The sequence below is a fragment of the Bacillus sp. ILBB4 genome, from assembly GCF_035064545.1.
Classification (GTDB): domain Bacteria; phylum Bacillota; class Bacilli; order Bacillales; family Bacillaceae_H; genus Priestia.
This window is the reverse complement of record NZ_JAIQVD010000009.1, coordinates 105,923-122,869: the sequence shown is the minus strand read 5'-3', so window position 1 is coordinate 122,869 and position 16,947 is coordinate 105,923. Positions and strand designations below refer to the sequence as shown.

Here is a 16,947-nt window from a genome sequence, read left to right as displayed (position 1 = left end):
ATTAGGTTACTATGGTATTCATGGCAAACAAGGTACAGCGTTAGCTCTGGCTTACCCATGAACGTTAACAGAAAGCAATGTTTGAGATTGCTTTTTATTAGATCCTTTATTACATACCTTTTTAAAACAATTTTTTTCTTATCAAACTAACTGTGCAGGATAACACAATAAATTTGTTGTATAGATACGTAGTAAGTGTTACGCCGAAAACGAACCTACGTTCTTTAATTTGATTAGCTATAATTTATTGAAATCTAAATAAAATTTTAAAAGAGGTGTTTTTCATGGTTTTAGGAATTTATCCTTATTTAGTTATGAACGGTAATGGACAAGAAGCTGTTAAATTTTACGAGAGGGCATTGAATGCAAAAGTTATTGGTGTTCAGACTTTCGGAGAAATGCCCGGAAATCCAGAATTCCCTACTCCTATAGAAGCAATAGATCGTGTAATGAATGCGCATTTAAAAGTTGGTGATACGGATTTAATGCTTTCTGATACATTCCCAGGCCAACCATACCAAATTGGATCACAAGTGACGATAGCTATCACCATAGGCAGCGTAGAAAAATCAAAAGAAGTGTTCGAAAAATTAAAAGAAGGTGGGCAAATAGAAATGCCACTTCAAGAAACTTTTTGGAGTCCATCCTATGGCCAAGTAACAGACAAATTCGGTGTTACTTGGCAAATTTCAACACATATTGACGATAATGAGTAATGGATGAAAAGTTAGTTGTTTAACTACATCCATTATTTATTGGACTAAAGATGTATACAATATAAAGCTTAAAAACAGAAAAACCACTAGGATTGGGGTGCAGTGCAATTCTAGTAGTTTTTCTGTTTAAAAATCGTTATATTCTTCTAGATCGTCATCGTCTAATGAGCCGGATATGTTTTCTAAATCTGCAATCTTTCCTTCTTTCAGTTGGAGAACCTTTGAAGGCTCTTCTTCTTTGACGGAATCGTTTCCTACAAAACCTGTTGTTTTTGCTAATGTTTTTAAATCAGCTAATTCATTCTTGATATGTTCAAGCATTTCGTAGGTTTTTGTGTCTTCCATTGCTTTTCTTTCAGTAGATGAATCATCTAGATCACGTAGAATTAAAGATGAAATATAATCCCCTAACTTACGCGATTTAGCGTATGTAGCTAGTTTATTATACACTTCATCACTCAATCGATTTGTCTTAATCGTAAACGCATTTTGACGCTCTGACATCCCTATCACCTACGTTGTTAGGATTTAACGGCTTTCTTCACTGCTTCTTGCTTCTTTTGAATGTAACCGATACTACGAATCTCTAAGCCAAATAAATTTAAATGGCGGCTATCTTGAGGAACCTTATGATACTTCTCTGTACGTTCTTCTCCAATTTTTTCACGCATACTATTCATGATAGCGACTTCTAGAGTAGGAGCTACCCCTCCGCAGTATACATACTTACGCAGTTTATTTGCTGGTGGTGGTGCGACATCATTTAATTTAGCCAATAAGATTTCCACATATTCTCGTAGTGAAGATTTGATTGTGCTTGTTAAATCAATGGATTCACCTGTATTCTCGTTTTTCAATACAAACTTTTGCTTGCTGTAGTTATCAAGAATAAATTGATCAAAGGCACGTAAATCTGTAAATAATTCTAGAAATTTCTCTTTACGCAATTTATCAATATGAGCTAAATACGGAATTCCTTCGATGCTTTGAAACGATTCACGGCTATTCGCAGCTTTCAACCCTTCCGGTAGAATAACGACATCAATAGATCCGCCACCAATGTCTACCATCACTGTTTCACATTCTGCATACTCATTGGCATCTTCACGATTTTCAAGGGTTAAGTCTTTTTTTAACGCAAAACGTGCGCTTTCTCCCTCTTTTAAGCACGCACTTTCTTCTACTACTACCTTTAAGGTATTTTCAAAACCAGGCGTGTGCACGGTAAACATATGGTCGCCTAAGAAGCGATTAGCCATCGCTTTTTGAGCCGCCCCAAATGTACTCTCTTTCTTAAGGAGCCAGATTGGTAACATCGTAGAAAAATAGTCAATTTCAATTGTATTGTCTTTTTTATCTTTCGCATGTAACGCATGGTAATATGCAATGGCAGCTAAAAAGGTGATGTATGGAATATGACTTGTAATTTTATTATGCAATTTATTAATGTGATTGTTAGCAAGCAATTGACTTGCTGCAATGTCACCTACTAAGAAATAACGCTCTTTCTCTTCACCCTCAATGGTTGTAGAAAGTAAAATGCGCTTCTTAAATTCTTCTGGAGCCGTAACAGCATCTGTAAAAAAAGAATCTGCAGCTTCTTTTTGAAGTTCAACTACATTCGTTGGAAAATCAAATAGATATCCATCCATAATGTTCATATCAACAGAGTTCCCGCAATCTTTATTAAAACGTGAAATTTTCATTTCTAAACACCTCATTTTTTAAGTTGAACTTATATTCAACTTATTGTACTTGATATAGAATAAATATTCAATATGTGGGAGCAACTTAGTTATCTACAAAACCTTACATCTATCAACAATTATTTAAATTAAGTAGGACGTTTATATACAAACAATATTCAGATTCAATACCTTATGTACCTTACTTTATAGCTTCAACATAAAAAGAGCCAGCATCAAAAAATGATGCTGGCTGCTCTCTCTTACAACAAAATAATTCTCATGTTCATTTGCCCTTGTGAGGCTCTTTCGTTACGTATATCGATTCATAACGAGAGTGCCGTTCGTTAAATCACAATACCTACTTGTCAATTGGGGTAATACATTTGCTGAAGTCGCTGTTACGTCTTTCAAAACCGAACCAGTCCCTTCATTAAGCTAAGTATTTAACCTTTCACAGCATTCAATTCTAAATGATATTGATACTGTACTATATGTGTACCACATCTTTTAGAATTAAAACATACCGTATTTTATTCTATTTCCTTTGGTTGTACTTTTACAACGAAAATGCTTTGTTTTTCATTATAGGTATTTAGATACGCATTCATAATTAGTTTTTTACTCTCCTAATTCTATACCCTCCTGCTTTGTCTCCTCTTTTAGATTATATAGAGGTAATATAAAAAGCAAACCTATAATAAACAAGACTGCTGCTGCCTCAAATATGGCAACCAATGAAAATTGTTCTTTTAGAATACCAGCTACACTCATCGTCAATACCATGGCTCCCGTAAAAAGAGGACTTAAAATCCCATTGACCCTGCCAATAAAAGCAGCTTCCGTTCTCTGTAAGATCATCGTGTTGATGCCAATCTGAATACACGGTAACATGAGACCATTTAGAAACTGAGCTCCCAGCGTCAGCCATAGATTTACTGATAATCCCATTATGGCAAACCCAACTGCATTACCAACCATTCCAAATGCCAACAGCCTTTGCGGTGCTACTGTTTTGGCAAAGATTATTACTACTGCTCCGCCTAAGATCATGCCAATTCCATTAGCTGTAAGTAACCACTGGAGATTTTCTTTTGCTAAACCCAACTGCTCTGTTACAAGGAAAATGGAGAGAGGCTGAATAAACCCTATTCCTAGTCCAGCTGCTAAAAAGCATAGACCTAACAGGCTCAACTCTTTCTTCCCCAAAACATACTTAACACCACTTTTCATTTCACTTAGTAGTGATGTAGTTCCATTCTCTTCTTCCATCTTTCGATCAGAAGGTAGAAAAGTGAGTGCTGCTGCTGAAAGTAAAAAGGCTGTACCTGTGATCGCAATGGAGAGATTTATACCAAAGGCTTGAAAGGAAAATGTTCCTAGTATTGGTCCTAGAACCATGAATATCGCAAAGACCGTTTGATAGACTGACATCCCTACCTGCATTTGCTCCTCCGGTAAATGCATTTTAAACAGTTTCATCCCTGAAGGCTGAGAGAATTGGGAAAGGATTGCAGAGATTAAAGTTGCGAAAAATACTACGTGCCAAGATCCAAGTATAAGCGTGATAAGCACAGCAAATACAGATATTGCACTTAAAATATCACACCACACCATAGTACGTTTTGGACGCCAACGATCTGCAAATGTTCCGCCAATAAAGGAGAAAATAAAAATTGGTGCAAATTCTGCTACAGATATTAAAGATACTGCAAATGGGTCTCCGTGTGTCTTCTCCATTATGAAAAGAAGTACAGCAAAATTCCTAACCCATATCCCTATTTGCAAGAATAACCCAGAGATAATAATAGCTTGAAAAACACGGTTTCCAAACAACTTGGTTGAATGGTTTACGGGTAATTTCTCTTCCAAAACAAAAAACCTCCTGCGTATTTTCTGAACAGGGGGAAGTACAGTACAACAATATTGGCATGACATTCCGAAAGAAAGGAATACAATGATCAATTTGATTTGTATGTAAAAGTACAGTCTAATCCTATTCAGAAAAAAACAATCGTATTATTTAACGAATTTTTTCTTAGAAAATAGGATTAATTAATCATTGTTTCACGTCCACCCTTCCTTTTTTTACTAGTATTAGGATAATTTATTATTTGTAATAAATCAACGCTTTTCGAACCCGAAATTTCTACAAAATATTAGTTCCACTCATCACCAATCCATTAAAAATCAATAATTTTTTTGGGGGCAGGTGTCTTCTATCAGGTATTAAAGATAGCTTATAGTAAATAAAGTTGTATATCCTAACTCGTCTCAGAAGTGGGGCTTAGGAAGAAATCTCTCCTTTTTAAGCACTTATCTAACTATAAGCTTGCGTTTATCTATTCTCTTATCTGCTCCCAGATTTGCTGCGCAATTCCTATACACTCTTCTTTTGTTAACGTACTATTAAATGACTGATTTAATATATCTTTTATCTCAACCGCCAGACTCTCAACGTTTGGTACTTTGTATACCATAGGAAGAATCCACGTAGCTTCATACTCATATTCTTCAGAAGCATGCAAAGAGAGGGGGTTCCATGTATAGATAATTGATTGGATCGTCTCTTTTACATCATTAAACCTTGTACTCCATTGTTGACCTTTCATTTCCATCACCTTCTATTAGCTTACTCATCGTTATCTTTATTATAAACAAGAGAACATATAAAAGAATAAAGCAGTATCTATGCAGTAGGCGTTGTACGAATTTAGAACGAATAGCTTATAGAAAATTATCTACGTCTTTCAGGATGATTGCTGTAAATACAGATAATGCATTTGATGCTTCATTTTTTTCTTAATTCGGTAAAGTGCATTATCTACTGTTTTTTGAGAAAGATGTAGGTTTTGAGAGATTTGTATATACGTTTGTCCCTTCATATATAGAGCGAATACATCTTTTTCAATAGGTGACAGTATTTCTTGTAATATCTGTTCCCTTTCTCTTTTATTTTCTTTTTCCACGGTAGCTTGTTCAGGGCTTACAGCACGTGGATGAGGAAGCATCTCCATAAGAATCAAATCGTCTTCCAATCGCTTTGAATTCTTAGGTATGTTTAAAGAGATGGCATTGTTTAAGGGGGAATGTTTTTGACGAGCACTTGCCTTTATAGCTGTAATGAGTTGACGTGTAATGCATAGATCAGCAAATCCCCTAAATGAACTCATCCCTTCTATTTTAAAATCGCGAACAGCTTTATATAATCCGAGCCTTGCTTCTTGTAAGAGATCTTCTCGATCTCCTCCTAATAGGAAGTATCTTTTTACCTTTGAACAGACCAAATACTCATATTTTTTTATGAGCAGATTGAAAACATCTTCGTCGCCTTTTTGAAACGCTTGAACAATCTCTTCATCATTTAGTGGCATCTTTTCTTCTCTTATTTCTAAACCTGCTATCATGTTCATCTGCGTTCCTCCTCGTGTCTTATGCTTTCTATGTACTTTACATTATAAAAAAGAAAAGGCATAAAAAATGTCGAAAAAACAAAGAGTAGAAAGAATATTTAGGGAGAAAGAAGTGAGACATTACATCAAACCTTATATCATGTATATGGCCCGTACATTAATCACGATTTTTAATCTTATTTACGACTTTAAAGAAGTTAACAGGTGTTTTCTCCCACGTTTTACCCGTTGCTACTGGATCAACGATTTCAATATAGCCACTGTGAAAATAAGCAAGTTTGTTGTAGTACTTATTGATAATAATCAAATTTTATTTACCTGGTTTGCTTGCTGCTTCTTTCCTCCTTCCACCTGCCTAGTATGAAAAAAGAAGACGTCTCAAACTTCATTCGGTCTTCAAACTTTTGCTTTTTTCAATGTTCCATTTCTTGAACTGTACTCCGTTTTTTTAAAATTGTGCTCCAATATCCCGTGCAAAAAATCTTTTAAATCTATTTTACAATTTCTCTTTTCTCCCTTTGTCATAATCCTTTATTTCTTATCGGACCCTCCTCCTTTTTAAGTTAACTTTTATAAATTCCTAGGAAGCAATGGTCTTTTCTTTCGTCATTTCATCTATTTTCCCAACAGCAATCAAATCGATATTTTGTAAAGATGAATCCATTACATTCGTTCTTTTCCTATAAATTTTGGTTCCCCACTGTAAAGGCGAGAAGAGCATAAGGGTTTTTTGCTATCACACGAGGTGATAGGCTAGGCAGAGCCTAGCAAAACCGTGATATCGCGAAAACCTCTAAAGTGTGAACCTACTGTTGACCTAAACTCTCCTTTGTGAACCTACTGTGAACATGTGTTTTTTCACTTCATGGCCAAATCCTGTTGCTTTTCATTCAGTTTTTTCATCTTTTCACGTAAAGTTTTCTGCTTATATTCATGAAGCTGAATGCTTTGACCCTCAAAGTGAATCTTTTATATCCCTGTTTCTGTTTCTCTATTCTTTTGATACAAATTAAAGGCATGTACTTTTCAAATTGAAAACATTTCATTAATTCACTAAATAACTTTTTAAAATTTTATGATCATCCTAATATACAATTAAACAATTAGATTTTCTTTTTTCTGCTGCAAGAATCTAACTCTAATTCTTTTAAAACCCAAGGTAATTATCACTAATTTAGACTAAAATAAATTAAAATTAACTCAATAAAAAAGAAGTTTAATTTAATTAAAATACAGCATATTAACTTGTCCAATTAAAAGCTACCGAGTCTATATTCTTTTACATTCAATTAGTAATTAATTAACTTAAACTAATTCTAATTAGGTATATACAGACTACATGCACTAATAAAAGCTGACTCTACTAAAGTAATGTTCATTCAAATAAAATAACTAATCCAGATTCAATTGAGTATGGATTAGTTATCACTATTGGACAAAATTAGGTAAATCTCTCCTTAAGAAAAGATCATTCCCTGAGTATAGGGAGGATAAAGCCCTATACTGAATTTATTATAGTTTCGTGGACACGATTTAATTGAGTCCCTTTAATAATCTTTGAGAGGAGGTGTGGGAAATGAACATAAGTGGACAGGCAGAAAATAAAATGATGACTTTAAGAAAACGATTATGTATTTATATCATGCTGGAAACTTGGTTAAAGAATCAAGCAGCGAATATGGTGGTCAGAAGTAACAATTTATAATTGCGTGAATTTATTAACATATTTTAATACAGAGGAATGCTCTCTAATACCTAGAGAATTAGCTAAGATTCATTAGAAAACCTCTGGCTAAAACAAGAGCTAGATATTCAAAAAAAAGACTATGGTCATATTCACGAAAAAGTAAAATACATTCTAGCGTTTCAAAAAATTATCAAACCTCTCTAAACAATGGTTGCCTGAAATTAAGTATGTCCCTATGATATGAGGCGGTTGGTGCTGTTTAACATCTTCATTAAATTCACACTAAAGAAATTGTGTGCTATTTTTTTCTCGTTTAATCACATCAGAGTTGATCATTGAAGCACTTCAAAAAGCTTACACTGCCCAAAAGCCCTGAAAGGGATTACCTCTTCGTAACGATTTCGGTTCACAATACATAAGTGGTGAGTTTACTCAGCATGTACACAAATACGAGATAAAGCATCTTTTCAGCCAAAAAGACTGCTTTTATGATGATGCCTCCATAGATATGTTTCACACCATATTACAGAAGAAGTGTATTATCTAAACAGAATCAACAGTAGTCTCAGCTATTAAACTCCTCAATAGATTGAGGATCAAATGAGAAAAATAACTTAACACATAACTTTTTTGCTTCTAAATTATTGATTTAAATCCAATAGTTAAACTTAAGGTTAACTTAAAACCATCTCGTTGCAAACAAATCTAATTTAGTTGAACTTATAATAAAATAAGCCAAACTAAATTAAATTGGCACTAAAGAGCCGTTTAATTAAAATGCAATTAAGTTGCACTTAGTTGAACTTAATTGCATTTTAATTAAACTTATTGTAATATTTTAAAAAACTATAAATGGATTTATAGTTTTTTAAAGGATTCAGTTCAAATTTAATTGAACTACATAACGTAAAATACAATAAATCTAATTCAGTTAAGTGTAAAATCTGCTAGAATAATAAAGACAAGCGTCAAAATAAGTAGCATTTAATTAGTTAGGACCAATTAAGTTAGACTTAATTAAGTTATTAAAAATATTCCATATAAGAGGATACTAACTCAGTTAGATTAATTCGTTTGTGAAGGAGGTACAATTATGAGCGAAGAAACAATGGTTATTTCAGAAGTTGCTAGAAAATTTAATATAGAAAATCATCAATTACGGGACTGGTGCGAAGTCGGGTTAGTACGACATAAAAGAATTGGAAGAATAAGATACATATTTACTGATGAAGATAAAAAAATTGAGAAGATTATTGAACTAAAAGAGAAATTCGGAAAACATGCACCAAATGAAATGATTCGTGAAGAATTAATTAAAGCAAATTTAATGAGCGAAGAACAAACAAAAATTATTAACAAGGATTTAGAGGAAGAAGATACAAACGAAAACTCCTTTAAAGAAGCATTTTTATTACTTGCTAAAAAAATAGAAGAAATGGATAAAAAAATGGAAAAGAAAGAACAACTAACGCTTCCATCAGAAAATTTGGCAGAAAAAAAAGATGTTATAGAGATAAAAGAACAGATGAATAAACTTGAACAAGACAATCAGCGTTTAAAAGAAGTGAATGATCAATTACTTAAAAAATTAGATTCTATCCATTCAGCCATGACCGAAATTCAAAAAGAACAAGGAAAAAGCATATGGAAAAGAATGTTCACAAAATAATAAAACAGCTTCTAATTACTGACCAGTAATTAGAAGCTGTTTTATTATTTTTGTAGCAGTTGTCAGAGAGAGTTCTCTTAATACCTTCAATAATAAATTCATTTAAATATAGATAGGATTTTCACCTCATAAAAGATGTAAAACTAAATCTTTTGAGATATATTACTAATTTTTATTGAATTATGAGATTAATTAACGCTATAATAAAACTAACAAAAATGACCGGAATAGAAAAAAGACTTCAACTGTTTAAGACGTGTTGGTAGCACTCTTAAACCGTTCCCCCTAAAGACGGTAGGGAAAACACTTGTCGAAGTCTCTTGTTAATAGAGTTAGTTTTCATATAAAATAAAACTTATGCTTTTATTTTATATGAAATAGCTATCTATTTCAAGGGCTTAGTTCATCAAAATCAAGACATTGTTTTCCTTTTTCCAGGGAAACAGTGTCTTTTTTGTGTTCCTTAAAGGAGAAGATGAACAAATGACAAAAATATTAACCTGCTATTTAAGAGATGTAGACACCTTCAACGGACGATTTAAGTGGTTATGGAAGAACAAATCCACACTTCGGAAAAAGAAAGAAGAGTTTTTAGAAATTATCCGTACTCATTATAAACAGAACCAATCAGCTATACATAAAGAATTTCCTAAAAAAAGAATGGAAATGCTCGATCATGTCATCTATAACCTAGTAGCTACAGGCATCCAAGCAATTCGTTCTGAAACACTCATGAAGAAATTTAAAGTTTCTAAAAGTACGGTTTCTCGTTTTGTACGTTCGTTAAAAGCGACACCTTTTATACTTGTAGCACGTTACATTAAAGAGGATGCAACAGGTACTCACCCTGATAGTTATGTATTTATTCTTAAAAGCCATAAGAACTTTAATCGGATTTGCGACGAAATCTTTTTTGCCCATGATACAACAGGTATACAAACGGTCCACCAAGAAGAAATGACAACTCCTGTGACGCTTCCTGTGATGTATCCAGAAAGTGAGGAAAACGTTGATACACCAAGCTTAAAGGCTGATAAATCACCTGGTGCCTTTATTAACCTTGATTTACCTGTAAATCATATAAATAATCATTTAATGTCTGCTTCACAGGCATTTACTTATATCAAAGGTGTTCCTAAGAAAGTCAATCAAGTCTACGCAGGTAAGTATGGTCATCAATTAAAAGACTTTTATGCTCGCATTCAAAATGCTGCAAAAACGGTCAAACGAGATACAGAGATTGATATTAACAAAGGGCAAGTACATGAAATTGCGTATACATCTATTATTGGATTAGACAAATATCTACATGAAGCTAATCATAAAGGAAAGCCTTTGTCCCTAGATAATATGTGCCAATTACTCTATAAGATTGCTAAAAACCAATTCTATCAGTTGGTTAATCCTAAAAACGAGGATTATTCATCAGTATATCCAACTCATGAGGAAGTTATACATAAAGAAAAGTCATCAACAAAATTGTTTATACCAAAACATATTATCCGTAAAGAAATCTTACCGGATTGGTTAAAGGCTGAGCAGGATCAAGAGAAGGGTACAAAAAAAGTAGAAATATCTTTAGAACAACAGCTTGAAATGATTCAGTTAAAGCAAGACTTAGAACAAGAGCTTACACCAGAAGAGGAATGCTTGCTGCAGGAACACTGCTCTACGTACAGTTCATTAGAAATGGTGGAACTGAAACAAGATTTAGGACAAGCATTAACACCTGAGGAGCAAAAATTATTGCATCAACATGCTAAATTAAAGGAACCAGCTTCTTAATGTTTAAAAATAGTTAAAGTATAGCGGGGACTTTCACTATTTCTAACGTATTCAGTGTTTTAAGAGAGGACTTGGCAGGATTTGAACCCGCAAGACGCCAAAGTTGTATAGTGTAATACGACTGGCTGCTCTGCCATTGAGCTACAAGTCCATACTCAAAGTATGCGCATAGTCTCTGTTTATATGTACGATAAGAGTAAATGCAAAGAGTAAATGCAAAGAGTAAAGAACCCCCTTATAAGCTGAATTATTATTAGGATATGTTTACTTAGAACACTGTTCTAAGTAATAAATAAATCTATATCTACGCAGGAGGAGAACATTATGCCACATAAAATTACGTTAACCGGATCAGCCACAGGACCATTACGAGAATACGATCGCTATGTTGCCTTTGATATGCGTGAAAAAGGGTCACCATCTGCGCCTAAAGGGTTGAAGAAGAGTACGTTTATTTCGTATACGGTATTTGTTGCAAAGAAGGCTTTTAACAAAACAGGCCTCACGAAAAAAAGTATTATGCATGAAAAAATCTTAATTCAAGGGGAACCAACGTTAGACATTCCCATTGATGAATGCCCTGGGGAAGTAGGGGTGATCTGTTTCCAGATTACCGTTCTCCCGAATAAAAATGACAAAGAGAAGACTGAGTCAGATGCAAAAAAAGAAAATAAACAAGAAGCTTCTGCGCCTTCTGAAGCACAAAAGAACACGGAATCTACTAAGCAGGAAGATGAACAAGCGCCTGTTTCTCAACCTGCAGCAAAAGAAGAGAAAAAGAGCGCAGAAACGGTTCAGTCAGAAGCAAAAGAGACACCTGTTCAAGAGAAAAAGACTGCGCCATCCAAGAGGGAACTACCGAATCAACCCAAAGGAACGCAGGATCTCGTGAGCTTCGATGAAATTGTCGTACCTGAAGCGTTCTTAAACACACGTCCAAACCCTGAGAAAACGCAAAAGGTCATTGATTTTGTGAAGCGTACAGGGCGCTTAGATGAGCCATTGACGATCGAAAAAGGATCTAAGATCTTGAAAGATGGCTATCGCCGTTATGTGGTGGCTAAAACCGTGAAAATGGACAAAGTTCCAGTCGTCTATGAATATCAAAAATAAATAACTATTTTTGCTTTCAATTTCTTTACACATATTAAGCTTTTCTAAAAAGATGTCATAGTTGCGAAACTTGAGAGTCAAGTCTATTAATTGCAATCAGTAAGAGGGACTGAATGGAACAGTTTTGGGGTAGTATTAGAGATTTTAGTGAGCATCCTTATGTGAAAATGATATAAATTGCTGCGAAGCCTCTCTGGAGGAGCACGGACGTAATCTTCATAGTGAGAATATGCTTGTATATGAATCAATTCCAATTGCAAAGCTGGTATGGGGAGTTTATTTGTGATTAAACTTTCATTACAATAAAATCAATCCTTCTCTTGATTTCCTAGGTTACAAAGAATCTTATGAACGCGATCTAGTTACTTTAAGGAGCGCTGATACTTTTAGAGAACTTGTAGAAAAGCTAACGCCTAGGAAACAATAAAAAATTTTATATTACTATTGTATAAATAATAATATTTGTAACTAAATTCCTTGTTTGGTTACATTTAGAGCCAATAAAATGATGACTTTTACATATTTTAAAATAATTGTTATGTTGATACAATGAAAGAGACTTTTCAAGTCAATAACCCTAAGGATTAACTACGTTAATCCCCTGTTTCCACTTTTGTTTTATTTGCTGAAGGGCTCGCATTCTATAATGCGGGCCTTTTAATTTAATAAATCCCTAATTTCATAGCATACCTATAACAAAGACCGCCCATTATGTATTAGTGTATAAGGCGGTCTTAACTGTATTCATGCTATATGTTTATGACAAAAATATCGACATTATTCTATAGAACTATATAAAAATATTACACTATTTACTTTATTGTATGCAGGGAAGACTTCTAAGTTTCCGTTTTTTATAAGTAAAGTTCTTTTTTTTTCGTAATAGTTGAATATTTTTCGTAAATTAGGTCAAGCCTTTATAAAAAAGGAGGCTTTTGTTATGTGGAGTCGTGGTAAAAAAAGAAGTAAGTTGGGAAAGTTTCTAGATAAGAATGGTTGTACTCAAACAGAGTTAAGTAAATTGACAAAGCTTAATAAAAGTACGGTTAGCAAGCTTTGTACGGATGCTAATTATGTTCCTTCGGGTACTACAATAAAAAAAGTTATGAAAGCTCTTAGAATGCTAGATTCTAATTTAAAACCGGATGATTTCTTTGATATATAAAAAGGCACAGCATATATTTCTTTACTTATTATCCTCCATATTTAACAAGAATGACCCTCTATTTGAAAATAGAAGGTCATTGATCCATGCCTGCCTGTCAGATAGTCAACCCTCGAAAGGTGACATTTCTATTATTATCCACCATATATGTGTTTTAAACTTTCATAGGAAGTTTTAGTCAATATAATACCTGTTATCGGTACAAAAAAAGAAGACCACTACATAAATAGTCTTCTTCTTTTTTTTGTTTGTCCATTATCCTTTTATGTTTGCATAAAAGCCAACCTCTAAAATCATTTTTAAAAGCTCCGTATTGTCCATATTCTTACGGGGAAACTAGCTGAAACAGGTACTACAAGGAGGAGAATGAATGAAACGATTAATAGTGACCACAGCCCTTGGCCTATGCTTAATAGCAGGAATGGCCACCTATACAGAAGCTGCTCCTCAACCGTCCATTAAGCAGAAGCATACAGATTTCTATGATGCCTTTTTGATGTTATTGAATCCCTATGCGGACAAAGCAATTCGAACGAAATACCCTGATCGTAGTTATAGTTTGTGGAATGCAGATATATTGAGTGTGAAGCGTATATCCGGTGGATTCTCAAACTATGATTTCATGGTGAAGGTGAAATATGATACGTTTACAGGTCCTCATAATCCACCTGAAGGACCTGTGGTTATCACATTTTCCGTAAAAGATGAGGTCAGGGTCTTGAAGATTGAAGGATAATGGGCAAATAAAAACATTAGAGAACTTGTTCTTCAAACTTCATTTTTCATATGCATATGATATACAAAGTTAGTTAACATAATGTTTTCTATAGGAAACAAGCAAGCAAAAGAACCCTTATTGGGACAGCTTGTTACTTGCGTTTTTCACAACATGCTTTCAATGAATATAAAAAGCAGATAGTGAAATCAAAGGCCTAATAAAGGCAGAAACGATCTTAAGACACCATCTATATTAGATCTAATTAGCTTTCTACTGAAACCTCGATATTATCGATAAAAGAAGGTCTAGATGCGTTGGCCCCCCCTATTTGAAAATGTACACCACCGTATGGATAATTCTCTAGAGCTGTAAATGTTAGTGTATATGGGACATCACTATAATTAGTGGATAAATAAGCCTTTTCTGCTTGCGCTAAAATTCTAGGATTTCCATGACCATCAGATGGGTTATTAACAAATGACAGGCGTATTATTACTGCAGGATCGCCCTTAGCAAATAAATTAAACGTGTACGTATGCCCCTTTTTTAATTCTACTAGATGTCTTCGCATAAGAACATTTGGCATGGCGTTATCCATAGGTGGGATATGTAATGACCAGTCATCTATACTATTAGCTGGATCATTTACTATATCATCTATCCCACTGTCTTTTATGCCAAAATAATTCATTTTTCCATCTTCAAAATTTTCTTTAATTAAAATTATAAATAGCCCACCTTTACTTTAATATTCCAATTATAAATTTCTCATTTCTGCAGCTTTTTATTCGAATGCTGTAACCTACCTGACATAGTATCGTTATAAAAAGAAACAATACTGCCTCTTTATTGTTATAAAGATATGGTACGATTTATTAGGTCGGTATGGCATGTTTCATCATGCATTTCAGCTCGTAAAAAGATTCTTCTTTCCTTGTCAGGAGGAGGGAGAAATCTTTTTACATTTATCAAATTTACCCACTATCTATCCATACCGATCTACATGCAAACATAACTTAGAGGTTTACTTTCATACATGTTAGAATCTATCTTTTGTTTGCGCATATTTTTATATGTGTCTTTTTCTTTCTCCTATCTGACTTCCTATTCCATTTGCTCAAAATCAGATAGGAGCTTTTTTTGTGAGCTACATTTTTAGCATTCTAGGTTAAGTTGATTCTAATCCCACCAGAAGAGGACTGTGTTATTGGTTTTGCTTCCCTCTGTTGTTTAGTAGTACTCTTATATTTGTCCATGAGTTCATGAATACTTCCTACCTGTATAATTTGAATATGATCTGAAGACACTGCATACCGAACAGGCGTAATCAGAATAACTGAAGGGAAGATAGGTGATCGACCTTCTGGTTGCCAGTGCAAGTCATTCCACTCATCGGAAAAGAAAAACTCCTCATAGAGGTTGACCTTCGTCTGCATCTTCTGCTCAGAATACTGATTTCTCTGAATTTCAATCCAAAACGGAGATCTTTTAAAGATACAAAAGAGATCGGGTTCAATGCCTCCTTTTCGTCCTGTGGGCTTATCTTCTACAATGACATTTTTAGGCATACTATACGAACACATTTGTTTATAGATATCTAGAATTGAAAGGAAATGTAATATCTTTTGAGATTTCTTTTTGATCTTTGCATCTACAGGCAAATAGACCGTCGGAGAATACTGCTGTGTACGTTCAATCAACCCTAATCGATATAAACGTACCATGACACTATTACACGCATTGACAGGCGATTTCAGCTGTTTAAAGAAGAGTTCCACTAATGAGTCGCGATCCACAGCCCGAAACTGATTGATAAACCCAATGATGTCTTTATCACGCTGCGATAGTCGAAAACTCATCGCTGTTCCTCCTTCTCTAATAATCCAAAGATAGACTGGGACACAACCTCGAGTGGAGGTTCTGGATCTTTCACACGTGTTTTATAAGGTGAAAGCATTTTCTTACAAGCTTCTTCATCTAAGAAATAGGCTTGAAACTCTTTAACCTCATCGATTTTAATTTTCATACGTCCTCTGGCTGCCGCATCGATTTCTTCTGCCCCAATGACTCCGGCGACCTTCGCATTGGTTGCATCGGCTTGCCTTCCAGAGATTCGTACCCGTAAGTTCGCTTTTAATGCTGAATTTAATAAATCAGCATCCGGACGCTGCATGGCAATAATGGTGTGAACACCTAGTGCACGGCCTTGACTCGCAAACTGTTGAATCATCTCTACGAGATCCGTTTCTCTCTTGATGATGCTCATTTCGTCTACAACTACGACGATACGAGGCAGCTTAAATGGAAGACGACTAATATGTGTCACGCCATGCTCTAACAGTAAATCACCTCGACGATACATTTCAGCTCGAAGTAAGGCAAAAGGTTTTCGCATGTCTTTCGCTTCAAAACAAAGGGCATCCACATGCTCAATCCCATGAAATAACCCTAAATCAGCACGCTTCAGATCCACTAACACTAAGCGCAACTCTTCAGGTGAGGTATACTTTACCCAAGTCGTGAGGATGACACGCATAAGACTGCTTTTTCCTGCGCCAATTTCGCCCGAAATCAGTAACGTTTCTAAATCCGCAAAATCCCATGAAACAGGGTTTCCGTAGATATCTTGACCAATGCAGACAGGAAGCTCCATTTTTTCGATATGAGGATGAATCGAGTCATACGTATAAGTAAGCATCTTAGGCAATCTTTTGTGATGAACGGTGATACTAAAATTCTTTAGGCTGCCGTTTATTTCGATGTTGCTGCCTAATACTTGGCGTAAAGCCCATCTCTTTTTGTTTAAAAGTTCAGGATCAATGCCATTCAGTAAGGAAAAGGCATAGCGAGTGTAGGTGTGATGATGATCGATTTGATGAATTTTCGGAAACAGATAGGAGGTACGGTCTCCACGTTTCACCATCCGGTAAATCTCTGCTGTACGAAACGCATTAATTAGCTTTCCACGCAATTTTAGTTTCTCAAACATCTAAAAC

16 protein-coding genes and 1 pseudogene are annotated in these 16,947 nt (G+C 34.7%); 7 read left to right on the top strand and 10 right to left on the bottom strand.

Annotated features, from left to right (window positions below; translation table 11 throughout):
- Positions 1-284 precede the first annotated feature (284 nt).
- Positions 285-716 (top strand): VOC family protein, encoded by a 432-nt coding sequence (locus tag LAV82_RS26015; RefSeq protein WP_029325153.1) that lies wholly within the window; start codon positions 285-287, stop codon positions 714-716.
- Positions 717-842: 126 nt separating this feature from the next.
- Here the strand turns inward: LAV82_RS26015 and LAV82_RS26010 are convergent, their stop codons facing one another.
- From LAV82_RS26010 to LAV82_RS25985, 6 genes are all read right to left on the bottom strand, one after another.
- Positions 843-1,220, bottom strand: coding sequence for a hypothetical protein (locus tag LAV82_RS26010; protein ID WP_499717246.1), 378 nt, complete (start codon positions 1,218-1,220; stop codon positions 843-845).
- Between the two features lie 17 nt (positions 1,221-1,237).
- A complete protein-coding gene (locus tag LAV82_RS26005; protein ID WP_499717245.1) occupies positions 1,238-2,422 on the bottom strand; it encodes an Alp7A family actin-like protein in 1,185 nt (394 codons plus the stop codon).
- A gap of 600 nt (positions 2,423-3,022) precedes the next feature.
- On the bottom strand, positions 3,023-4,273 hold the full coding sequence (locus tag LAV82_RS26000) for an MFS transporter (RefSeq protein ID WP_499717244.1): 1,251 nt from the start codon (positions 4,271-4,273) through the stop codon (positions 3,023-3,025).
- 470 nt (positions 4,274-4,743) lie between these two features.
- Positions 4,744-5,013, bottom strand: a complete 270-nt coding sequence (locus tag LAV82_RS25995; RefSeq protein ID WP_098600840.1) for a DUF1871 family protein — start codon at positions 5,011-5,013, stop codon at positions 4,744-4,746.
- A 138-nt stretch (positions 5,014-5,151) separates the two neighbouring features.
- Entirely contained in the window at positions 5,152-5,814 is a 663-nt protein-coding gene (sigH, locus tag LAV82_RS25990) for an RNA polymerase sporulation sigma factor SigH (protein WP_499717243.1), read from the bottom strand.
- 157 nt (positions 5,815-5,971) lie between these two features.
- The gene (locus LAV82_RS25985) at positions 5,972-6,121 is read right to left on the bottom strand and encodes a L,D-transpeptidase (protein ID WP_282274379.1); all 150 of its coding nucleotides are present in this window, start codon (positions 6,119-6,121) and stop codon (positions 5,972-5,974) included.
- 1,269 nt (positions 6,122-7,390) lie between these two features.
- On the opposite strand from LAV82_RS25985, the gene LAV82_RS25980 reads away from it, so the two are divergent.
- The 3 genes from LAV82_RS25980 (at position 7,391) to LAV82_RS25970 (ending at position 10,955) form a co-directional block, all read left to right on the top strand.
- Positions 7,391-7,519: a hypothetical protein gene (locus LAV82_RS25980; protein ID WP_499717242.1), complete on the top strand. Its 129-nt coding sequence runs from the start codon at positions 7,391-7,393 to the stop codon at positions 7,517-7,519.
- A gap of 1,075 nt (positions 7,520-8,594) precedes the next feature.
- The gene (locus LAV82_RS25975; RefSeq protein ID WP_029321043.1) at positions 8,595-9,170 is read left to right on the top strand and encodes a MerR family transcriptional regulator; all 576 of its coding nucleotides are present in this window, start codon (positions 8,595-8,597) and stop codon (positions 9,168-9,170) included.
- 483 nt (positions 9,171-9,653) lie between these two features.
- The gene (locus LAV82_RS25970) at positions 9,654-10,955 is read left to right on the top strand and encodes a replication protein (RefSeq protein ID WP_499717241.1); all 1,302 of its coding nucleotides are present in this window, start codon (positions 9,654-9,656) and stop codon (positions 10,953-10,955) included.
- Between the two features lie 66 nt (positions 10,956-11,021).
- Here the strand turns inward: LAV82_RS25970 and LAV82_RS25965 are convergent.
- Positions 11,022-11,106, bottom strand: a pseudogene (locus LAV82_RS25965).
- Between the two features lie 173 nt (positions 11,107-11,279).
- Between LAV82_RS25965 and LAV82_RS25960 the strand changes: the two are divergent.
- The 3 genes from LAV82_RS25960 (at position 11,280) to LAV82_RS25950 (ending at position 13,969) form a co-directional block, all read left to right on the top strand.
- A complete protein-coding gene (locus tag LAV82_RS25960; RefSeq protein ID WP_499717240.1) occupies positions 11,280-12,068 on the top strand; it encodes a ParB N-terminal domain-containing protein in 789 nt (262 codons plus the stop codon).
- 940 nt (positions 12,069-13,008) lie between these two features.
- Entirely contained in the window at positions 13,009-13,233 is a 225-nt protein-coding gene (locus LAV82_RS25955) for a helix-turn-helix domain-containing protein (RefSeq protein WP_394530893.1), read from the top strand.
- A 370-nt stretch (positions 13,234-13,603) separates the two neighbouring features.
- Positions 13,604-13,969 (top strand): DUF3888 domain-containing protein, encoded by a 366-nt coding sequence (locus LAV82_RS25950; RefSeq protein WP_499717239.1) that lies wholly within the window; start codon positions 13,604-13,606, stop codon positions 13,967-13,969.
- Positions 13,970-14,213: 244 nt separating this feature from the next.
- Here LAV82_RS25950 and LAV82_RS25945 read toward each other — a convergent pair whose 3' ends face one another.
- The 3 genes from LAV82_RS25945 to LAV82_RS25935 form a co-directional block, all read right to left on the bottom strand.
- Positions 14,214-14,642, bottom strand: coding sequence for a hypothetical protein (locus tag LAV82_RS25945; RefSeq protein ID WP_499717238.1), 429 nt, complete (start codon positions 14,640-14,642; stop codon positions 14,214-14,216).
- Between the two features lie 472 nt (positions 14,643-15,114).
- Positions 15,115-15,810, bottom strand: coding sequence for a hypothetical protein (locus tag LAV82_RS25940; RefSeq protein WP_499717237.1), 696 nt, complete (start codon positions 15,808-15,810; stop codon positions 15,115-15,117).
- Positions 15,807-16,940 (bottom strand): FtsK/SpoIIIE domain-containing protein, encoded by a 1,134-nt coding sequence (locus LAV82_RS25935; RefSeq protein ID WP_499717236.1) that lies wholly within the window; start codon positions 16,938-16,940, stop codon positions 15,807-15,809. The genes LAV82_RS25940 and LAV82_RS25935 overlap by 4 nt, the downstream gene beginning before the upstream one ends.
- Positions 16,941-16,947: the final 7 nt, after the last annotated feature.